Here is a 20,593-nt window from a genome sequence, read left to right on the forward strand (position 1 = left end):
AAATAATAATATGTCAAAGAAATCAGTGTTTTCATTCATTTTATTGTTGGTAATGTATTCAGCAAGTGCGCAGTTTAGAAAAATACCAGCAGTTGTTACTGACTCTTTTAAAGTAAAGTTTGAAAACGCGTCAGGTGTTTCGTGGAAAGATAAACTTACTTCATTTCAGGCTGATTTTAAACAAGGGGATAAAGAAATTAAGGCTTCCTTTTCTTCAAATGGAGAATGGATAAAAACCGAAACGAAACACACTTATCAAAGTCTTCCTGCAGATGTGAAAGACGGATTTAAAAAAAGTAAATTTGCAGACTTAAGTGTACTTGATGTATTACAAGTTGACGAAAAAGATAAAGACACTCAATACCGCATTATTGTAAAGAAAAATGATGTTGCAAAAAGATCTCTTGTTTTTTCTAAAACCGGGCAGTTAATAAGTGACAATGCTTTTTTTTAATAAAAACTAAACAAGAGGTTACTGGCTAATCCTATGAAGAAATTATTACTACCGGTTTTACTATTTATCTTATTTAATTCCTGTTTTGCTCAACCTGATCGCTGGCAGCAACGTATAAGTTACAACATACATGTAAAAATGGATGTCGCAACAAACAGATTTGCCGGCATAGAAAAAATTGATTATTTCAATAATTCTCCTGATACCTTATACAGGGTTTTCTTTCATACTTACTGGAACGCATTTCAGCCAAATAGCAGTATGGATGTAAGAAGTAGGGAACTGGGAAAGACAATTCTTGGAGTTGACAAGCAGGGAAAAGAAGTGCATGACTGGGACCCGCGTGTAAAGGATAGAATTTTAAATTTAAAGCCAGATGAAATTGGTTATCAAAAAGTGGCTTATGTAACTGTAAATGGTAAAGCACAAAAGCTGAAGGAGCATGAAACTATTCTAGAAGTTGTACTGGATAAACCAATATTGCCTAAGTCGAAAACCACTTTCGAGGTCAGCTTTCAGGCGCAGGTGCCGTTGCAGATACGTCGTAGCGGAAGAGATAATGCAGAGGGTGTGAAGTATAGTATGGCCCAATGGTATCCGAAAATGGCCGAGTACGATTACCAGGGCTGGAATGCCAATCCCTATATAGCAAGAGAATTTTATGGTGTATGGGGCGATTATAATGTAAAAATTGACATTGATAAAAGTTACATGGTTGCCGCTTCGGCCACACTCCAGAATCCCAATCAGGTTGGTTTTGGCTATGAAGAAACAGGGGCTAAAGTCGTAAAACCATCTGGCGCTACTCTGACATGGAATTTTATCGCAAATAATGTTCATGATTTTGTCTGGGCTGCGGATTCTAATTATGCTATGATTAAGCGAAAAGTCAAAAACGGGCCTTTGTTATATATTGTTTATAAAAACGTTGACAGCTTTCGAGTACCCTTTAAGAAACTTGCAGATACTGCAGAGCTTGCTTACCCCATCATGGCTAAAACGTTTGGCCCTTACCCTTATAAAAACTTCACTTTTATACAGGGAGGAGATGGAGGTATGGAGTATCCTATGGCTACGCTCATAAAAAATGCAGGCATAGGAACTGGCATCCACGAATGGATGCATAGTTGGTACCAGGGAATGATGGGCACGAACGAAAGTCTTTACCCCTGGATGGACGAAGGCTTTACAACTTATGCTGAAGAAAGAGTTATGGGTGAATTGCGTCAGAAAAAAACGTTTTTGCAGGAGGGGAGTTATTTGAGTTACTTCCGCCTTGTAAAAAGCGGTTTTGAAGAACCTATGAGTACACATTCTGATCATTACAACACCAACTATGCTTACAGTGTAGCAGCCTATTCAAAAGGCGCGGTGTTTATGACACAACTTGGCTACATTGTAGGAGACTCTGTAAGAGACAAGATTTTACTTGAATATTACCGGGAATGGCGCTTTAAACATCCTAATTCGAATGATTTTATAAGGGTTGCGGAAAAGGTAAGCGGTATAGAATTGGAGTGGTATAAAGAGTATTGGGTTTATTCTACAAAAACCATTGATTATGCTATCGATAGTTTATGGGAAGAAAACGGAAAAACCAACATTCGCATAAAAAGAATAGGAGAGATGCCTATGCCAATAGACGTTGAGTTAACCTTTAAAGATAGCACTAAAGAGCTTCACTATATTCCATTAGATCTTATGTATGGGCAGAAACCTGTTGAAAGTGATTCTGTTCCAAGAACCGTTCATGAAGAATGGAGATGGGCTCATCCCACATATACTTTTAGTACAGATAGAAAAATTTTGGATTTATCAGAGGTGCAGATAGATCCTTCGCAGCGTTTAGCGGATATAGACAGGCGAAATAATCTATTGAAGATACACTGGTAAGGAAAAAACCTGGAAGGAACGGACTCTAAAGCTAAAATTTGTTTCCTAACTGGTAGGCTCTTTCCAGATATCCTTGACGAGTTTTTTCATCGGCCATATTTACAGCGTAAAAGAATTCATGGTCAACCGCTTGAATTCCAGGGTAGTGAAGAGCAAACTCATCAATAAGTTTTTTCATCGCTTCACTTAACCCTGCCTCATATGCTTCTTTATTAAAAATTGTTGTACTAATTATCAAAGCTTTTGCATGCTTTAGAAGAGGAAGTCGCCCAGTGATGTCACCGTGCCAACCTGCAGAAGTTAATGAGAAAGCAAAGCCAAGCGTAAAAACACGTTCGATCCAACCTTTAAGAATGGCCGGAAATCCTACGAACCAAACGGGGGATATAAATACCAAAGCCTCTGCTCTCGCTACTTTCTCTTGCTGCTCCCGCACATCTTTTGGACCTTGTTTTCTTAGTTGCGTTACAATCTCAATTGGACTCTTTTTGCGAAACATCCACCAGGTAGCCATGCGCCTCAGCAATCCGGCATTGGTAGCGAAAACCTGTTCCTTTACCACTTTTTCGACTACGTCTGGTGCATTGTCATCAGGAAGCCAATTGGAAAAATCGCGCTGACTTAGAATCGGATTAAAACCGATTGCATAAAGGTCAATTACTTCGCTGTCGTGCCCAGCATCTTTCAGTCCTTTGGTGAACTGCTCCAATACTGCGTGACAAAAAGATTTTCGATTTGGATGTGCATACACTGTTAAAACTTTCATCACTCGCTTTTTTAAAATGATTTGATAACATGTTTAAAGGTGTTCAGGAAAGCACGTAGGATTACCAGCATACATATCCTGCTTGCATTTCAACGTCTCTTTGCTGTTCTAGTCCTTCTTTTCGGTGGATAAACCTGACCGGGCAAGTAAAATATTAAGCAGTTGCAATTCCGGTATATTATCAGAAACAATTTTTAATATTCCAACAAAAGGAATAAAGAGGATCATTCCAGCAACTCCCCACAAAATATTTCCGATAAGGATAGCAACCAGCGTAGCCCAGGTACTAACGTTTAGCTGTGAAGCTACCACCCTTGGGAAAATAACATTCGCCTCCAGGTATTGTACAAAAGAAAATACTGCAGTTACTCCAATAGGATACCATATTGAGTCTTTTGTTATCCACGCGACAGATATTGGAAGCAAAGCACTTATAAAAATGCCTACATAAGGAATAATAGTCATGATAGCTGTAAGAAAGCCAAAAAGAATAGCGTGTCTGATACCCAAGGCTATTAAGCCAATGCTATTAAGAATACCCACAATAATATAAACCAGTATCATACCCTTAATGAAATTGAAATAGGTATGGACCGTCTCATTAAGAATTGCTCTTATTCTTATATTGTTATCGGCGAAAAGTTTAGTAACAAATAAAACAAAATTGCTCCTGTTATAGAGAAATAACGCTGAAAAAACAGGCGTTAAAAACAAAATAAAAACAGTATTGAGTGTAGTTCTAAAAAGCAGGCCAATATTACTGGCAAATTGTTTTATGCTATTTTCAAGCCACTCGTTCTGCGAGGTGACCGCTATATTGAAATTATTTGTTAGCCATTGCTGCCACTTTTGCAAAAACGGTTCAAGTTTTATTTGAATCTGGGGAAGGTCTATAAGAAAAGCATCTACCTGTAAGACTAGTACAAATAATAAAGCCGAAAATAAAATAATAACAAGAAATAATCCAAACGCTATTGAAGCAGTTTTTGGCCATCCACGTTGCTCTAATTTTTTGCAGGCAGGGTAAAGCAATATTGCTATAAACAAGCCATAAAACATAGGAACAAATAATGTACTGAAAAAGTATAGTAGCAAAATAACCATTAAACTTAATGCAAGGTATTTTGTGACTTCGGTACTATCTGCTTTTGCGCTCATGTACTAAAATTTACAGCTCTATTACCACATCTATCAAAGAACCTGTTATTTATTAAGAAAATAGATGAGATCCGTCAAATCCTTCTATGATAGTTATCAACCTTGAAAATTGTAATGGAAGTTGTTGAAAATAAAAATTCTTCTTATTCTTATCAGAATGTCCATTTTAGTCTTACAAAGGCAGTATTTGAAACAGACTGGAAACTTTTTTCGAGTTGAGCAAAAAATGACTGACATACGAGATCAACATCGAGATTAGTCAACAGGTTATATTTAAACGAGGGAAAAAGTATAAGCATATGTACCTGGGGTGAATAGACTATGCTCATGCTGCCACTAAATAAAGGTGTAAATTCTTTCGAAGAGTTTAGAAGCAAACTCCATCTTGACGGCATAAGATTATGGGGAGATATTTGAAAGCTAATTTTTGACCAGTCATTGACAACATTGTGTAAGCCATTTTGATTATATAAAACCGCTCCCGACAAATACCATCCCTTTTGAAAAATGTAATCAGTTTCAATGGTAAGGTTAAAATAATTCAGAGAATCTTTCAAGCCCTTATAAAACTGAGTTTCACCTTTAAAACCCATGCCCGATATACTTCCAGCCCATCCGCAACCTGCAGTGATATAGTTTGCATAGAAGCCGGTAACAAGTTGAAAGTCATACCCCTTATAATTGGTAAAATACCTGGCAGCAGCAATTGTATTGCTTTTTATTGCTGCAGCGGCTATTTCTAACTTTGAAAGGTCGTTTATCAAATACTCATATTTTACCGCATCACTACCTGGTCTTTCTTCATAATCAAAATCAAGAAAGTTATAAGTATTAAAAATATCGTTGGGATTCCAGGTATTTGCCATTCCCCAGTTGATGCGCTGTCGTCCTGCGCGAATGTTCCATTTGTTTTGACGGTATTCCAACGATAGTCTTTCAATATTGCTATGCAAAATGGCATTTTTGCTGGTAACCCAGGTTTCGGAGAGGTTTATTGCCTCGTTCTGGTTTCTTAGCAGATCTTTAAAATTGTGAAACATCTCAAGTCCATCTCCTAAAAAAAATCTGTTTCGAATCTCCGCGCTTCCATTAATTTTTTTTGAGGGCTTCCACTTCAGATTGATTCTATTATGTACCAGGTTTGTAAATTCTACTTTAGTAAAGTCCTTATTGAAACTAAAAGATTGAAGATCTTTAACATAACCAGAAAATATTAGTTTTTTTTTAGCTTCTACACTGTCTTGTGCAATAGAATGTAGGGTAAAGAAAACAAGCCATATAAATAACGATTTTTTCATGACGTTACTTGACCTGTTTGTATTTCAGTGGTAGGTACTACTGCAGTATCAGAAGAGATTTTTCCATCAACTAATGTAATTACACGCCTTGCTCGTTCAATTACTCTTTGGTCGTGGGTTGAAAAAATAAAAGTCATATTCTCTTCCTTATTCAATTTAGCCATGTTGTCAAGCAGGTTAGAGGCAGAAGCAGAATCAAGGTTTGCTGTTGGTTCATCTGCTAGTATAAACTGCGGTTTTGATGCTAATGCCCTTGCAATCGCAACTCTTTGTTGCTGCCCACCCGATAGTTTTTCTGGTCTTACATCCATTTTGTCTTCCAAACCAATATCTTTAAAAAGCTGCATCATTCTTCGTTCTCTTTCTTTTCTTTTTACTCCCTGCAGTAGCATAATGAATTCAGCATTTTCTTTTGCCGTTAATACAGGTATCAGGTTAAAGGATTGAAAAACAAACCCAATATTGTGGAGGCGAAAGCTAATCAGTTCTCCTGCGGTTAGTTTGGTTATGTCTGTACCGTTAATGAAAATGTTTCCTTTGTCTGGCCTGTCTAGTCCACCGATAAGATTAAGCAGGGTTGTTTTACCCGAACCTGACGGCCCTACAAGTGCTGTAAATTCTCCTTTATTTATGTGAAGATGTACTTCGTTCACTGCATGTACAGGTATAGTTTTAGGATTATATACCTTGCTGATATTATGGGCATCAATTACAGTGGTATTCATAGTAACTGTTTTATCTTCTTAGTGCTTCTACAGGTTGTAACCTTAATGCTTTCATTGCAGGTAGTATGCAGGAAACAATGGCAGTGCTTACAATTAACAATAAGACTCCTCCTAATTTCTCCGAGGGGAAAGACGGATAAATAGTTGTACTATATCCAAAGCTCGCCATCATTTCTTTTCCCATTCCTGACAGATCAATTCCTGCTGTTTGATAATAATTGATCAGAAAATAAGCCACTAGTAATCCCAAAGGTGTTCCTGCAACAGTTAAAAAGATTGTTTCCAGCAAAATCAGTAAAAAAATTCTTTTTCGGGATGTTCCTAAAGCCTCCATCATTCCAATTTCCTTTGTACGTTCCAATACAGACATTAGCATAGTGTTTATAATGCCAAAAGCCAGTGCAAACAGAATGATGATTAAAATGATGTACGAGTAATCATCTATCGTTTTTACCATCAACTCTGTCTCAGGTGAAATGTCTTTCCATGTTTCAATGAGCAAGAAAGAATATTTTGTTTTCAACTGATTCTGTACCATTTGTAAATCATCATCATTGTTTAATAAGATAGCAACTTCATGAAACGAGTTACCTGTCAAAAGCAACTCGTTTAGTGTTTCCAATGGGACGTAAACGTTTACTTCGTCTAAAGGAGCATTATTTGATTGATAAATAGAGCTAACTCTAAATGCTCCTGATACTATGTTATCGGCTGTATCAGTAAATGTTAGCACAAGCTTTGAATTTAAATGTAGTTTCATTTTATCCGCCAGCTTTTTCCCTATAATAACCTCGTTTTTCTTGTCAGTATGAAATCCTTCTCCTTCAATAAGCTTTTCTTTTAGTTTCGAAAGTTTATATTCCAATTCGGGAACAACTCCATTAATGGTGACTCCTGAACTTCCTGTGGTAGTAACAAGCATTCCCTGGACAATACTTCTCGGGGCAGCAAGCTTAACGCCGCTAAATGAGCGGATACTTTTCAGGAGTTCATTTGAATTAGGTAATACGTAAGCAGGATGAAAATCTTTTTTGAATTCAGGATTGTGAATCTGAATATGTCCGGTTTCTGCATCTATGACTGTTCTTACCCTGCTTCTTAGCATTCCTTTGTATAATGCAAGCATTCCGATGCCCGCAAATAATCCAATAGCTACTGAAAGCATGATAACAATACTTCTCACTTTATTCCGCCATATATTTCGCCATGCCATTATGAAAATCATGACTAAATCTTTTAATAATTCAACAGCATCAAATAATCTCTCATAGGGTAATTTTATATCGATTTATCTCCTCAAAGCTGTTACAGCGTTCAACTGTAAAATTTTAATCATAGGGTACAGAGATAAAGCAAGACCAATCACAAATACAACAATTCCCTGTCTTATAAAAATAGAAGCATCGGTAGAAGTAGGAAAGACTGCTTCAAAGCCAAATCTCTCATAGGCTTTAGCTGTGTCACCGCCAATGCGGATGGGGTGTTTATTGAGAAAATAAATCACTGGTATGCTTGCCATTATTCCAGCTATACATCCAATAAGTACCGTTAAGACAGATTCTGTTATAAATAGCACGATCAGTTTTGCTTTTTTCATGCCAATAGCTACCAGCATACCCATTTCAAATTTTCGTTCTATCATCATCATTATCAGGGTGCTGAAAATGCCAAAGCAAATAAGAAGATACAAAATACCCTGTACCACCTTCATGTTGTTGGAATCAGTTGCAATATGTTGTTTAATCTCAGGTAATAATGCTTCCCAGGTCATCACTTCGTAATTTGTTCCTAGTGTTTTACGTACGGCGGAAGCTATTGGTTCAAGTTGTGTGTCCTCAGCAATGGATAAAATATAGGAGGTAATCATTCCATCTGCACTAAAAAAAGATTGGGAAGTTTGCAAGGGCATAAATAATATTTTGTCATTAAGCTGGGGCGATCCAAATTTAAGGATCCCTTTTACCTGGTATTTACCAGCTGCCGTTGAACCATGATACCCCTGTCCGATTAATACAATAGTGTCATTTACATTTAGTTGTAATCTTTCCGCCAGTCCCTGTGCAAGTAATACAGATTGATCTGTCTTTTCAATGTAAGAACCTTTTACAAGTTTTCTTTTAAGAGAAGTTATTTTATTTTCATTTTCCGGTAAAATACCGACAACCATGCAACCTTTGCTTAAGTTTTCTGATGAAGCAAGGGCAAATGATTCTAATCGTGGAGTAAGGCCGGTAACATTTTTATTGGCAAGAATTTTCTTTTCTATATCGTCAGCTTGCGAAAAACTATTATCAAGGATTTGCTCGTCCTGGTAACCGTTTTTATGTATTTGTATATATCCTGTATAAAAGCTCACTACATTTTTTACAAGGTTGTCAAAAATTCCCGTTTTTAAACTTTCTGCAGCTATGGACAAGATAACAGCAAAGAATATCGCCCCAACAGTAATAAGCGTCCTGCTTCTGTTGCGCCATAAATTCTTCCATGCGAGTCTGATTATCCACATACTTTTTATTGACTGAGCGTTTTCATTTGTTCCGTTGTAAAAAATCCCTCGTCCAATGGTTTATTATACCCGATGCTTTTATAAATCATAGCCGTTTTTTGATTTTTTTTGTCTGAGGGGATCATTTCAAAACGTGTTGGAATTAACCTTCCATCCATTGTCTTAACATCATAAGCATTCATTGTATTAATAAGTTCACCGTCCTCATCATAAAACCGGGTATGCAACTCGAGAAAATCCTTTTTGTCGATGCACACGACGAGCTTTCCCCAAACGACAGCGGCTTCAGCTTTTGGAATCATTTTAATAATATAGCAGTTACGATTATCAATGTTTGTATCGCCAATTATGCTATGATCGTAGTCATTGACCACAGAAGATTCCTTTACCAAGTCATCGTTTGAAAAGTCAGTGCCCATCCAAGATTGGCTCATCATTGACGGTGGCAGCTTGATTGTTTTTTCTAGTGAAGGCATCCAGTTCCATACTTCTTTTTTACGCTTTAAAAAGCCTATACCCCTGTCTTTTGCGGGGGATTCGATGAGGATCATAGCCAGGTTTGTTCCCTTCATCCATGTTTTCACGGTCATTTCACGCGACCATGATGGTCTTACTGTTTTAATAATGATTTCAGCCTGTGAGGTATTTCCCCGCATTCTTTCGTCAGCTCTTTGTACAATCTCTTTTGCATTCTGAGCATCTAAAAGAAATGATGGAAAATGCAGCAGTAGCAAAATCAAAAACTTCATTTGAGGTATTTTGAGAAGTAAAGATATTTTTAAGCTTAAGCATGAGATATGATTGTAATCAGTCAAAGAAGTGATAGCCATACATCTCTAACATAGGTGGGACAGCAAATCATTATTGATGAAAATCTATTTCTATCCAATTTTTTATTTACTTAAAAAAAAGTGCTTCCATGGGTTTGAAATCCTATTTTACGTCCTCTTTTTGCAGGAAACCTCCTGGAACTTTAATTAACAATAGTAGTTGTATGAGGTGGCTCTATTTTTGGTTCTATTGGTGAGCGTGGCAAATTTCTATTTTATCAATATTTTTGATACTAAATTATTGTCATATTAATTAAAATGGTATATCAAGAAGCAAATGTGCTTACTTTTTTACAAGGCGGAGGTGAAATGGGCCAGCTTGTTCGTTCAAAAGACTGGAGTAATTCAGCTATTGGGACTCCTGACAAGTGGCCACAAAGTTTGCGTTCTTGTATCAGCATACTTTTAAATTCTCAATTTCCAATGTTTATATGGTGGGGACCGGATCTCACTACAATCTACAACGATGCTTATCGTATTATAGCAGCTGAGAAGCATCCAAAAGCATTAGGAGAATCGGGAAGAAAAGTTTGGTCAGAGATATGGGATGTAGTGGGCCCTTTAGCAGATGCGGTTATGGTAGAGGGAGCATCTACGTGGGCGGAAGATCAAATCCTCTTTATCAATAGGCATGGTTACGTCGAGGAGAGTTACTTCACCTTTTCTTACAGTCCAGTTTATGATGAGGCAGGAAAAGTGGGTGGTGTATTTTGTGCTTGTACTGAAACGACAGCGAAGGTGTTAGCAGCCAGGAAAGTTGAAGAAAGTGAAAGAAACCTTCGCAACGTAATTCTGCAATCACCTGTAGCAATGTGTATTCTCCGCGGTCCTTCGTTTGTTGTAGAAATAGCTAATTCCCGAATGTTTGAACTTTGGGGCAGAGGGGCTGATGAACTAATGAAAAAACCAATATTTGATGGTTTACCTGAAGCTGCCGACAAAGGATTAGAAGAATTATTGATGCGTGTTTATACAACTGGCGAAACAATTACCGGTAGTGAACAGCCTATTACGGTACCACGAAATGGCAGTGCAGAAACAATATACGTCAATTTTGTGTATGAGCCATTTAGAGAAGGCAATGGAGTCATTTCAGGCATAATATCTATAGCGATTGATGTATCTGATCAGGTAGTTGCAAGAATGAGAATAGAGAAAAGTGAGGCTGAGTTACAAAGAAGAGTAGACGAAAGAACAGCCGAGTTGGAGCAACAAAAGGCGTTGTTGGATAACATTATGAAATATTCTCCGGCCGGCATTACCGTTACAGAATTTATTCGCGATGAAAGTGGGAAGGTTATAGACGGCAAAACTATAATGGCCAATTCCATATCAGAAAAACATACAGGAATAGGAATAGAGCAATCTTTAAAAAATAAGATTTCCGAAAACGATCCTAATATATTAACCAGTCCGCTTTTTCAACAAGCAATACTTACCCTTAAGACGGGAGAGCCTTTTATTACTCAATATTATTTTAATGAAGCAGCAAAATGGCTTGAACTTTCTGTAGCAAAAATGGATGAAAATCATCTGATTAACATTTTCACTGATGTAACGGTTTTAAAGAAAGTGCAGCTCGAAATAGAAGAATCCACCGAACGCCTGGCGGCAGTATTTAATACAACTCAATCAGGTATGTTTACTTTTGCTCCCGTAGAAGATAAAAATGGAGAAATCATAGATTTTCGTTTTGTAATTATCAATCCAACTCTTGCCGCGTATGTAGGACAAACGCCAGATGCACTAAAGGGCACTTTAGGAAGTACGTGGTTTCCCGGATATTTAACTAACGGAGTATTTGATATGTACAAAAGAACTTATCTCACGGGGGAAACTCAAAGAATAGATATTCACTATAATGTAGACCAGTTAGATATATACCTTGATCTTAAAAGTGCCAAGGTAGGAGGCGAGGTTCTTGTAACTTTTAGTGACTACACACCGCTGAAAAAAGCGCAGAATCAATTGGAGATATATGTACAAGATCTTAAACGTACAAATGCCAACCTGGAAGAGTTTGCATATACTGCCTCCCATGACCTTAAGGAACCGATCCGAAAAATTCATTTCTTTTCTACACGAATAAAAGAGCGTCTAAAGGAAAAGCTGGAAAAAGATGATATACAGGTTTTTGAACGAATGGAAAACGCCACTAAACGCATGAGCGCATTAATTGATGATTTGTTAGAATATTCTTATTTGACCAAAGGAAGCAGTTATTCAGAAGAGGTAGACCTTACGCAGAAAGTATATCAGGTACTCGAGGATCTCGAACTGGAAATTGAAGAAAAACATGCGAAAATAATTGTGGAGCCATTACCAGCAATAAAAGGACATAACAGGCAACTGCAACAGTTGTTTCAAAATCTTATAAGCAACTCTCTAAAATTCACTATGCCCGGTACTCCACCAGAAATTCGTATTTCTTCCACAATTGCAGATGGAAGTGAAACTTCATTAAAGCTTTCGGAAGAAGCTAAAAGCAAACAATATCACCAGGTAGAACTGACCGATAAGGGCATTGGCTTCGAACAAAAACATGCCGATCAGATTTTCAAAATGTTTCAACGCCTGCACGGTAAAGCAGAATATGCAGGTACGGGCATAGGACTGTCTATTGTTCGTAAAGTAGTTGAAAATCACCACGGGTACATATGGGCGGAAAGTCAACCAGGCAAAGGAGCTACCTTTAAAATCCTGTTCCCTGTTGAATAATTTAACCTGCTTGTATATTTCATACTAATTTTTTATTTTACTTTTATTAAAGTCATGTTTCAAAAGTTACACGTATAACTTTTGAAACATGACTTTAAAATTGTACTGACCCTACAAAACAGAACGATTTACTACAGCTTTTCTGTAAGTGAAATAGTTTGACATTAAAAAATCGAAGCAGTATTAAATAATATCTAGTCTAGGACTTAATGCTACAAATAGAGCCGTACTACAACTTTGCCGATTATCAGCGATGTAGAATAATACCTGTGAATCTTTGACAAGTAAATTCAATAATTATGACAACAACTACACCTAATAATATTGATGATTATATTGCTGGTTTTCCAAAAGACGTTCAAAAGATTTTGCAACAAATTCGTGCAACTGTAAAAAAGGCAGCACCCGAAGCAGATGAAACGATCAGTTATGCAATTCCTACTTTTACACTTAAAGGTAACCTTGTTCACTTTGCAGCATTTAAAAATCATATAGGCTTTTACCCCGCGCCTATAGGAATTGAAGCGTTTAAAAAAGAACTTTCCGTTTATAAAACAGGAAAAGGTTCGGTTCAATTTCCACTGGATAAACCAATACCTTTAGAATTAATAACTGAAATTGTACAGTTTAGAGTAATTAAAAACTTAGAAAAAGACAAGAAAAAGAAACAGAAATAGATGAAAAAGATCGCCCGCTCAACATAATTCTTAGCACCCTGCAACCTATTGTCATGCTACATCATCTTACATTAAAAGCTACCAAATTTTTTCGTTTTAAAATCCCCCAATGAAGCCTTTACTTATTGTAGGGGCTTCTTAATTTAAACTACTAAGGCTTCTTTTTGTTCCTCTGTCGATTGAAAAATAAGGCCGTGATAAAGGGGCTACGGTGCTATATTTATAGGCAGTTGTAAAAGCTGCACCTTCAAGACTATAAAAAGTATGAAAGCTTTTTCCTTTGTAACAGTTGATTAACAAGCATAACGATCCAGAAAACGATTAAAAAAGAAATTATTTGCGAAAAATAATTTTCGGGTAGCTTTACTGAAAAGTGTACCGGCAGTTGTGTGGACTGAATAAAAAAGCTCAATAGAAGTAGAGCGCCACAAATCGCCGCAAATAAAGCAGCTAACATTTGTGGCAATCTTAGTTTGAATAATGGCACTGTTTTTTGCCATAAATCAGCACATTGTAGCCGGCTCATTACAATATTAGTGAAATCTGCAGAGGTCTCTTCCATTGCATACTCTCTCAACAACTCCTTAAGTTTTTTATCTTCTAGCATATGCTCAGATTAAATTTTTAATTTCTGTTTTAAGCAAATCATGCAGCTTATCGTATAAATGCTTTCTTCCGCGGTGCAAAAGCACTTTTATATTTGCAGCAGATAATCCCGTAAGCTCATGTATCTCGGTTATCGATAGTTCATTTAAATAAAACATTGTTATGCAGATCCGTTCATCATCCCGCAATTCAAGCATAGCTCGCTGCAAATATTTTTTTTGATCCCTGCTTTCGTACAGTTGTAATAACGAACCTACACTTTCTTGTTCAGTATCTGTTATTTGTTCAGTTACATCATGGGTTGTAAATTTTTTCAACTTCTTTTTATTTAATGCCGCATTTACGACAATCCGGTAAAACCATGTTGAAAATGTCGATTGTTCTTTAAACGACTCCAGTGCATGAAATGCCTTTACGAAAGCATCCTGTGCAACCTCTTCTGCATCTTCTCTATTTGTAATAATATTATAAGCCAGTGTAAACGCCATATTCCTGTACCTGTTTACAAGTACAGCGTATACAACAGTGTCACCTGCCAACACTTTGCTTATTATCAGTTGATCAGCTTGATTGTTCACTTTTGTAAGACAAGGTGAGAAGTTGTAAAGGTTACAAATTAATATAATAAAATCTGTAACCATTTTCTTTAAGCCGTTGTCAAAAACTGAAACGAATAAAATGAATAATCAAGTTGTAAGCCCGTTTTTCTTTGTATTGCTTGTTGTGCTGGTACTCCTTACAATATTTGGTATGGTGTATCTCTATATTACTTCGAAGACCAAAGAACGTTTGGCTCTAATTGAGAAAGGTATGGATCCTAATCTTGCTAAAAGCGATTTCTGGGTGCAGGTTGGTATAATAGGCGGCGGTGCAGCACTCGGGTTAATTGCGGGAGATATAATGCCTGGCAAATACGGTCCCCTGGTAGCCATAATATTTGCAGGTGCAGGACTGGTAGTATATAACATGATGCGCAAAAGCAATGCAAGACGTAATTAAGAAATATGTGTGCATAACTCTTATATTTCTATCAATTCCACCACTTTCGATATGCTCTAATTTCAGCCTCCATTAATCATAGAGCTGACAATTCCCTTGTTATTAGTAACGTCAGCCTTTATTACGCCAACTATATGAGATAAAATGTAGAAGTAAATAAGATATTGAACAAAACTATGAACATTAGCAATGAGCTTATGGTTGCTTTTAAAAAAAGGAACATCTTCGTAAGCAAGTCCTAAGCCTGTTAAAGCCATAATAAGGAACAGTGAATAAAAAATAACATATCCCCATTTTACTAAGAGGTAATGAGCCTGATCGCTTTTTTGTTCCTGGTTCAGACTCTGAAAAGCCAACGCTTTTTTAATTTTACCCGCCAGTCTTTGTTGCTTAGAGTAAGCAACTTCTAATACCATTCTGCTTAATAGTAAAAAACATAGACCATATCCCACATACTTATGCAGCATCCAGAGTTTATCACTGTACTCATGAGCTACCGCCCGGGCCTGATCAGGAGTTACAGTACCGCCTTTCTGCTGAATTTGTTCCTGAACCATGGAAAGATTGCCTTTAATTGTAAACACCGTAGAAGCAAACAATACTAATATAATTGAAGCCGTTATGGTTAAAAATGTTATCCAATGCCAAAGGCGAATGGCCAAAGAATAAGTGGTCTTAAATAGGGAAGAAAAACTTTGATGAGTTGCAGTACCTACCATAGGTAATTATTTAGCTGGTTTAACTTATATATTTAAAAATGGAAATTACAATAATACTCCTATTCTTTTTCAGAAACTGTCAGTAAGTACATAAAAGACGCAAAGTGTCTCCGCTACCTATTTTGGTTGTTTCCCAACCATCAAAATAAGTGGCAGTAATTAAAACAATGAAATGGTAAAAAACAACAAAAAGCTTTTCAAATCTTAACTGATATTACTATTTGGTTTTAATATCACAGCCGAAGATTTACTTACAACTTATTGGCCACAAACTATTATTATTCTGGCCTTAGTTGGATATTCGATAAGCGTTTTTTTGATCACCGTCGCAAAAAGGAGGAAATAAAGTTTGAAGTTTATTATGACCATAAAATAGAAGTAATAAAAGAATATTATAAAGTTTATGGTTTTTAGACAAAGCTGTCAAAGATGCAAGATCTTATTTTTTAAATACAAGATTGACGTCCGAATTTATTAAAAATGACATCTGGCCTGCAATGACGGAAATTAAAAGCATTACGGATTATGATATCTACGCTTATTAAATTAAAAACCTCTATTTACTAAAGATTCGGCAATCAATGACTTCGGTTAAATTCAGATTGACTACTATGGGATGTCACATTCGAAATTAGAAACCGAATTCAATCTAACGATTGCATTAAAAAAAGGTTGGAATATTAAAAAACTTATATTTACTTTGTACTTCAAAGTACTTCGTGTATGGATAAAACACGCTAGAACTTTGAAACAACCGTTTTGTCGGCTTTTGATTGCATGGTCTTACTAGAAGCATAAATGGAGTTTTTGATCATGCTCCTGATTCTACTAATGGTAACGAAGAAAATTATGAACAAAATAGTTATAACGATTTTATGAAAAACGACATTCTATTAAACATTGACGATCCCCATCAGCTTGAGAAGTTGTACAGGCAGAACAAGTCTGCTTTCAGGCAACAGTTTAGTTTGGCATACCCCGAGTTGAAAGAAAACAAAGTTGCTGATTTCTGGAATGAAAGACTTAATTACGAAAGTGAGGAAGTGTATTGGGGAACGACCAAAGACATCACCTTTGTCATCATTGCCTCTATTCTCGCTGGGACTATTGCAAAACTACCTGCATTTTTTAATCTCGACGAAGCTTATTTCTACCAGAGAAACATTGGCTTTATAATCTTTCCAATACTGACGTTATACTTTTCACGCAAAAACAAGTTTAAAACTAAAGCAATTATTTTTATAGGTGTAGCAATGCTGGTTTCTTTGATCTTTATAAACTTTCTTCCCCATCAAAAGAAAAGTGACAGTTTGCTTTTATCGTGTATACACCTACCGTTATTTCTGTGGTGTATCTTAGGCTATGCTTTTGTTGGGGGAAGCTTAGGTAACTATGAAAAGCGACTTGGTTTTCTAAGATACAACGGCGACTTGGTTGTAATGACAACTGTTATTTTAATTGCAGGAGGTATTTTGACAGGTGTTACAATTGGCCTTTTTAAACTTATTGATTTGAAAATTGAAAAATTCTACTTTGAAAATGTGGTTATTTTTGGTGTTGCAGCCGTACCAATAGTAGCCACTTATCTTACGGACACTAATCCTCAAATAGTAAATAAGATCTCACCTGTAATAGCAAAAATATTCAGTCCCCTTGTTCTGATAACACTTATAGCTTACCTGGTGGGTATAGTCATATCAGGGAAGGATCCATACAATGACAGAGAATTTCTTTTGATTTTCAACGCACTGTTGATTGGAGTTATGGCTATTATTTTATTTTCCGTAGCCGGTACATCTAAGTCAATAAAAAAACATGCGGAAACTTTTGTTCTTTTTCTACTGTCGGTTCTTACAGTAATTGTAAATGGAATTGCTTTGTCTGCAATTTTATTCAGAATTTCAGAGTGGGGCATTAGTCCTAACAGAGTCGCTGTGCTTGGAGGAAATATATTAATGTTGACCAATTTAATTTTAGTAACAATAAGACTTCTTAAAGCGTTAACGAAAAAGAGTGATAAAACAGAAGTGGGAGCGGCGATCGCATTATTTCTTCCTTTTTACGCAATATGGGCCTTTCTCGTTACTTTTTTCCTTCCACTGATTTTCAACTTTAAATAATTTCCAGTTTCCCTCTAAACCTTTCACTATAATGTACGCCTTTAAATAATCCTCGAGAACCTTAATACATCCATCTCTACTTGTAAGATTGTTTTTGGCAGATTTACCGTTTACCGCTTTTACAAAGAGCGAATTTGAAAATTATGAAAAATTCTTTTGAGAAATGTGAAACGGGTAAAATTTGGCTAAGCTACGATATGAAGAAAATTTCTTGGGAAACGAGTTGAGTTATATTCGCTCAAAAAATAAGCACCGTTACCAGTTCCAGTTACATTCTAAAGGGCTTAGTATTGTTGAAATATTTCTTAACGACCGCCAACAAAGTGATTCCGGATTTTTATTTCCAATCCTTCATTCTATTCATAATACAGCTAAAAAAATTGATGCAAGAATAGATAGTGGCATTAAAGACCTGAATGAAGACCTTAAACAAATCGGACAAATGATCGGTGTTGAAAAAGCATCTGAAAAGGCGCTTGATAATAAGAAACGAAAGCTACCGCAGTAGCTTTCGTTTCTATTAATAAACAGGATACTAATGCTTCATTACGCAAGCGGCAGCAAAAATATCTGCAGCTTGGTTTGCTTGAGTTTACCTATTTTTTCAGACTGTCATTAATACCTATCGTTGTATCACCCATCATTATTCCAATTGGATTTGTATCGGGCTTTGGTGGCGGAGTGGTGCTACTTACATTGGTGTCAGAATCGGCAGCGCTGCCACTACCATCTGCGCACGCTACTAAGATCGCGGGTATAGCTACAATCAATAACTTTTTTTTCATGAGGAACTCATCGTTTTACTTTGTCAACTAATGCTGGATAAATAACGCGATATCATTGCTTACATCTGCGTAGCCGGCCGTGGGGTTTCCAATTGTTTCTGAAACGGTTGTTCATAAAAACGCTTGCCCGTTGCCTTGTGTAAAGCGTTTCCGAGTGCAGCAAAAATAGGTGGAAACAATGGTTCACCAAGACCGGTCGGATCCTTTTCATTTTTCACAAAGTGCACCTCGATAGACTTCGGCGCTTCACTATGCCTGATCATGCGATAGGTATTAAAATTATTTTTTTGTGGTACGCCATCCTGGAACGTCATCTCTCCAAATAAAGCATTTCCGATTCCATCCACAATCGCCCCTTCACCCATATTTGCTGCTGCGTCAGGATTTATCACAACCCCACAGTCAACTGCAGCATAAACTTTTTCGACAACGGGTTTTTCTCCCTTCATAGTCAGATCGATTACCTCAGCAACATACGTATTGTGGCAAAAGTAGGCAGCAACACCGCGGTGAACACCACTTTTTGCCGGCCCCCAGTTCGACTTTTCCTTAACCAATTTCAGTACTCCCGCATAACGCTCCGCGTCATAATCGTTGTCCTTTCCGACAGGGTTTTTGATAGCCCGGTCGAAAAGTTCGAGCCGAAACTCTATTGGATCCTTTCCCGCCAGTTCGGCCACTTCATCCATAAATGATTGCTCTGCGCCCCCAAGAAAATTTGACCGCGGTGCCCTAAATGCACCGATAGTAATGTTGGAGTCGATCTTCCATTCCTCTGCCAGGTAATTATCTACAGCACCTGCCGGAAAACGGTTTTGGGAAAAGCCAAGAGGACTTTCGGGAATGCCACCTGCCTTTATACTGTAAGCGATCAAGTTGTTATTTTCATCAAGCCCGGCTTTATAAGTCACGGTGTACGTAGGCCGATATATTCCGGCAGTCATATCGTCTTCCCGTGAATAAACCAGTTTAACCGGAGCATTCAGTTTTTGAGATATGACTACTGCCTCTACCAAATGGTGGCCGTATGCACGTTGACCAAATCCGCCACCCATCCGTGCCAGCCGGATTTGTATCTTTTCCCTTGGCATTCCTAACCTCGCAGATAGGGCTTGCATGATGAACTCAGGTGCCTGGATAGGACCATATAGGTCAGCTTTGTCGGCAGTAACATGTGCAAAACAATTACGCGGTTCCATAGTGTTATGCGCCAGGAACGGAGCAGTATAGGTTCGCTCAATTACTTTGGCAGCTTTTTTAAACGCACCTTCCGGATCTCCGTCTTTTCTAAGAAGTTTAGCCGGTCTTTTCGCCATTTCCGCCATCATTGCTTTATGCTTGTCCGTGCTCTCCAACCCAGCGGGAATATTAACCGTTTCTTTACCTCCCCACCCCTGTACTACCATATTGGTTTCCGGAGTTTTTTCCCATTCTATTTTCAGCGCCTTTTTGGCGTTCATTACTTCCCAGGTCGACTTGCCAACCACTACCACCAGATCTGTATAACTGGTTGTGTCAAAGCCATTTCTTTCGTACTTGTCATCAAGTGTCTTTATAGTAAATACATCAGTAATCCCAGGCATCGATCTCGCTGCACTGTCATCCACAGACCTCACTTTCAAGCCGAAGGCCCGTGGATGAGCGATCATCGCTATTAACATTCCCGGCTCTTTATAATCGAGGGTGAACAAAGGTTTACCTGTGACAATATTCAATCCTTCAACGTTCCTTTTAGAATTACCTATGACCTTAAAATCACCTACCTTTTTCAGCGGAACATCCTTTGGTACCGGAAGTTTTGCAGCTATAGAGGCCATTTCACCGTATCCCGCACTTTTACCGCTGCCCTTATGATGTAAAACACCGCCTTCGGTAGTTATTTCAGTGGCAGGCACCTTCCAGGTTTGTCCGGCTGCATCAACCAACATTTGACGTGCTGTAGCGCCTGCTGTACGAAGCGGTTTCCACGCCCTGCTCATGGCAGTGCTTCCTCCTGTAAACTGAAGGCGATCAAAATGTTGCGGAAAGAAATCGGCCTGCTTTACAATCACGTTTTTCCAGTCGATATCTAACTCTTCTGCAAGCATCATTGGAAGGGAAGTTTTTACGTTTTGCCCAAATTCCGGGTTGGGAGCCATCAGGGTGACTACCCCGTTGTCTCCAATTTTTATATAACTGTTTAGTTCAAACCACTCTTTAGGAAGGCTTAAAGTTTCTTCAGGGGAAGGCTTACAACCTGCTAGCCAGCTAAAGCTTAACATCATACCTCCACCTGCAAGTGCGGACACCTTTAGGAAGGATCTGCGGTTTATCGTTTTATTTGTTGGTTTCATTGATAG

General features: G+C 37.6%; 19 protein-coding genes. 7 read left to right on the forward strand and 12 right to left on the reverse strand.

All coding sequences use genetic code 11. The features are described from left to right. Nucleotides 1-10 precede the first annotated feature (10 nt). Both B154_RS0105100 and B154_RS0105105 read left to right on the forward strand, forming a co-directional pair. Nucleotides 11-454, forward strand: a complete 444-nt coding sequence (locus B154_RS0105100) for a PepSY-like domain-containing protein (protein ID WP_018612257.1) — start codon at nucleotides 11-13, stop codon at nucleotides 452-454. Nucleotides 455-487: 33 nt separating this feature from the next. Continuing rightward, a complete protein-coding gene (locus tag B154_RS0105105) occupies nucleotides 488-2,347 on the forward strand; it encodes a M1 family metallopeptidase (RefSeq protein WP_018612259.1) in 1,860 nt (619 codons plus the stop codon). Between the two features lie 31 nt (nucleotides 2,348-2,378). Here the strand turns inward: B154_RS0105105 and B154_RS0105110 are convergent, their stop codons facing one another. The 7 genes from B154_RS0105110 to B154_RS0105140 all read right to left on the reverse strand — a co-directional run bounded on the left by B154_RS0105110 (nucleotide 2,379) and on the right by B154_RS0105140 (nucleotide 9,549). After that, nucleotides 2,379-3,113, reverse strand: coding sequence for an NAD(P)H-dependent oxidoreductase (locus tag B154_RS0105110; RefSeq protein ID WP_018612262.1), 735 nt, complete (start codon nucleotides 3,111-3,113; stop codon nucleotides 2,379-2,381). A 108-nt stretch (nucleotides 3,114-3,221) separates the two neighbouring features. Next, nucleotides 3,222-4,271, reverse strand: a complete 1,050-nt coding sequence (locus B154_RS0105115) for an AI-2E family transporter (protein WP_018612264.1) — start codon at nucleotides 4,269-4,271, stop codon at nucleotides 3,222-3,224. A gap of 152 nt (nucleotides 4,272-4,423) precedes the next feature. Beyond that, the gene (locus B154_RS0105120; protein ID WP_018612266.1) at nucleotides 4,424-5,569 is read right to left on the reverse strand and encodes a hypothetical protein; all 1,146 of its coding nucleotides are present in this window, start codon (nucleotides 5,567-5,569) and stop codon (nucleotides 4,424-4,426) included. Beyond that, nucleotides 5,566-6,294, reverse strand: a complete 729-nt coding sequence (locus B154_RS0105125; RefSeq protein WP_018612269.1) for an ABC transporter ATP-binding protein — start codon at nucleotides 6,292-6,294, stop codon at nucleotides 5,566-5,568. The genes B154_RS0105120 and B154_RS0105125 overlap by 4 nt, the downstream gene beginning before the upstream one ends. A gap of 10 nt (nucleotides 6,295-6,304) precedes the next feature. Continuing rightward, entirely contained in the window at nucleotides 6,305-7,519 is a 1,215-nt protein-coding gene (locus B154_RS0105130; protein ID WP_018612270.1) for an ABC transporter permease, read from the reverse strand. Nucleotides 7,520-7,582: 63 nt separating this feature from the next. Beyond that, nucleotides 7,583-8,800 (reverse strand): ABC transporter permease, encoded by a 1,218-nt coding sequence (locus tag B154_RS0105135; protein ID WP_018612271.1) that lies wholly within the window; start codon nucleotides 8,798-8,800, stop codon nucleotides 7,583-7,585. A 5-nt stretch (nucleotides 8,801-8,805) separates the two neighbouring features. Then, nucleotides 8,806-9,549, reverse strand: a complete 744-nt coding sequence (locus tag B154_RS0105140) for an outer membrane lipoprotein-sorting protein (RefSeq protein ID WP_018612272.1) — start codon at nucleotides 9,547-9,549, stop codon at nucleotides 8,806-8,808. A gap of 339 nt (nucleotides 9,550-9,888) precedes the next feature. Here B154_RS0105140 and B154_RS30550 point away from each other — a divergent pair, with 339 nt between their 5' ends. Both B154_RS30550 and B154_RS0105150 read left to right on the forward strand, forming a co-directional pair. Then, nucleotides 9,889-12,348: an ATP-binding protein gene (locus B154_RS30550; protein WP_018612273.1), complete on the forward strand. Its 2,460-nt coding sequence runs from the start codon at nucleotides 9,889-9,891 to the stop codon at nucleotides 12,346-12,348. Between the two features lie 299 nt (nucleotides 12,349-12,647). Further along, nucleotides 12,648-13,025 carry an iron chaperone gene (locus tag B154_RS0105150; protein ID WP_018612274.1) on the forward strand — a complete coding sequence of 126 codons (378 nt, stop codon included), beginning with the start codon at nucleotides 12,648-12,650 and terminating at the stop codon, nucleotides 13,023-13,025. A gap of 253 nt (nucleotides 13,026-13,278) precedes the next feature. Here the strand turns inward: B154_RS0105150 and B154_RS0105155 are convergent, their stop codons facing one another. Continuing rightward, nucleotides 13,279-13,632 (reverse strand): hypothetical protein, encoded by a 354-nt coding sequence (locus tag B154_RS0105155; RefSeq protein WP_018612275.1) that lies wholly within the window; start codon nucleotides 13,630-13,632, stop codon nucleotides 13,279-13,281. Nucleotides 13,633-13,636: 4 nt separating this feature from the next. Continuing rightward, nucleotides 13,637-14,209 carry an RNA polymerase sigma factor gene (locus B154_RS0105160; RefSeq protein WP_026259979.1) on the reverse strand — a complete coding sequence of 191 codons (573 nt, stop codon included), beginning with the start codon at nucleotides 14,207-14,209 and terminating at the stop codon, nucleotides 13,637-13,639. Between the two features lie 100 nt (nucleotides 14,210-14,309). Between B154_RS0105160 and B154_RS0105165 the strand changes: the two genes are divergently transcribed. Then, nucleotides 14,310-14,630, forward strand: coding sequence for a hypothetical protein (locus B154_RS0105165; RefSeq protein WP_018612277.1), 321 nt, complete (start codon nucleotides 14,310-14,312; stop codon nucleotides 14,628-14,630). Nucleotides 14,631-14,692: 62 nt separating this feature from the next. Here the strand turns inward: B154_RS0105165 and B154_RS0105170 are convergent, their stop codons facing one another. Then, nucleotides 14,693-15,349, reverse strand: coding sequence for a cytochrome b/b6 domain-containing protein (locus B154_RS0105170; RefSeq protein WP_018612278.1), 657 nt, complete (start codon nucleotides 15,347-15,349; stop codon nucleotides 14,693-14,695). 875 nt (nucleotides 15,350-16,224) lie between these two features. Here B154_RS0105170 and B154_RS0105180 point away from each other — a divergent pair. Continuing rightward, nucleotides 16,225-17,469, forward strand: coding sequence for a DUF4153 domain-containing protein (locus B154_RS0105180; RefSeq protein ID WP_026259980.1), 1,245 nt, complete (start codon nucleotides 16,225-16,227; stop codon nucleotides 17,467-17,469). A gap of 181 nt (nucleotides 17,470-17,650) precedes the next feature. Continuing rightward, nucleotides 17,651-17,977, forward strand: a complete 327-nt coding sequence (locus B154_RS0105185) for a hypothetical protein (protein ID WP_018612281.1) — start codon at nucleotides 17,651-17,653, stop codon at nucleotides 17,975-17,977. Nucleotides 17,978-18,065: 88 nt separating this feature from the next. Here the strand turns inward: B154_RS0105185 and B154_RS0105190 are convergent, their stop codons facing one another. After that, complete coding sequence (locus B154_RS0105190; RefSeq protein WP_018612282.1) at nucleotides 18,066-18,254, reverse strand: hypothetical protein; 189 nt, start codon at nucleotides 18,252-18,254, stop codon at nucleotides 18,066-18,068. A 59-nt stretch (nucleotides 18,255-18,313) separates the two neighbouring features. After that, nucleotides 18,314-20,587, reverse strand: coding sequence for a xanthine dehydrogenase family protein molybdopterin-binding subunit (locus B154_RS0105195; RefSeq protein ID WP_018612283.1), 2,274 nt, complete (start codon nucleotides 20,585-20,587; stop codon nucleotides 18,314-18,316). Nucleotides 20,588-20,593: the final 6 nt, after the last annotated feature.

Origin of the sequence: Segetibacter koreensis DSM 18137, assembly GCF_000374045.1 — a bacterium.
GTDB lineage: Bacteria > Bacteroidota > Bacteroidia > Chitinophagales > Chitinophagaceae > Segetibacter > Segetibacter koreensis.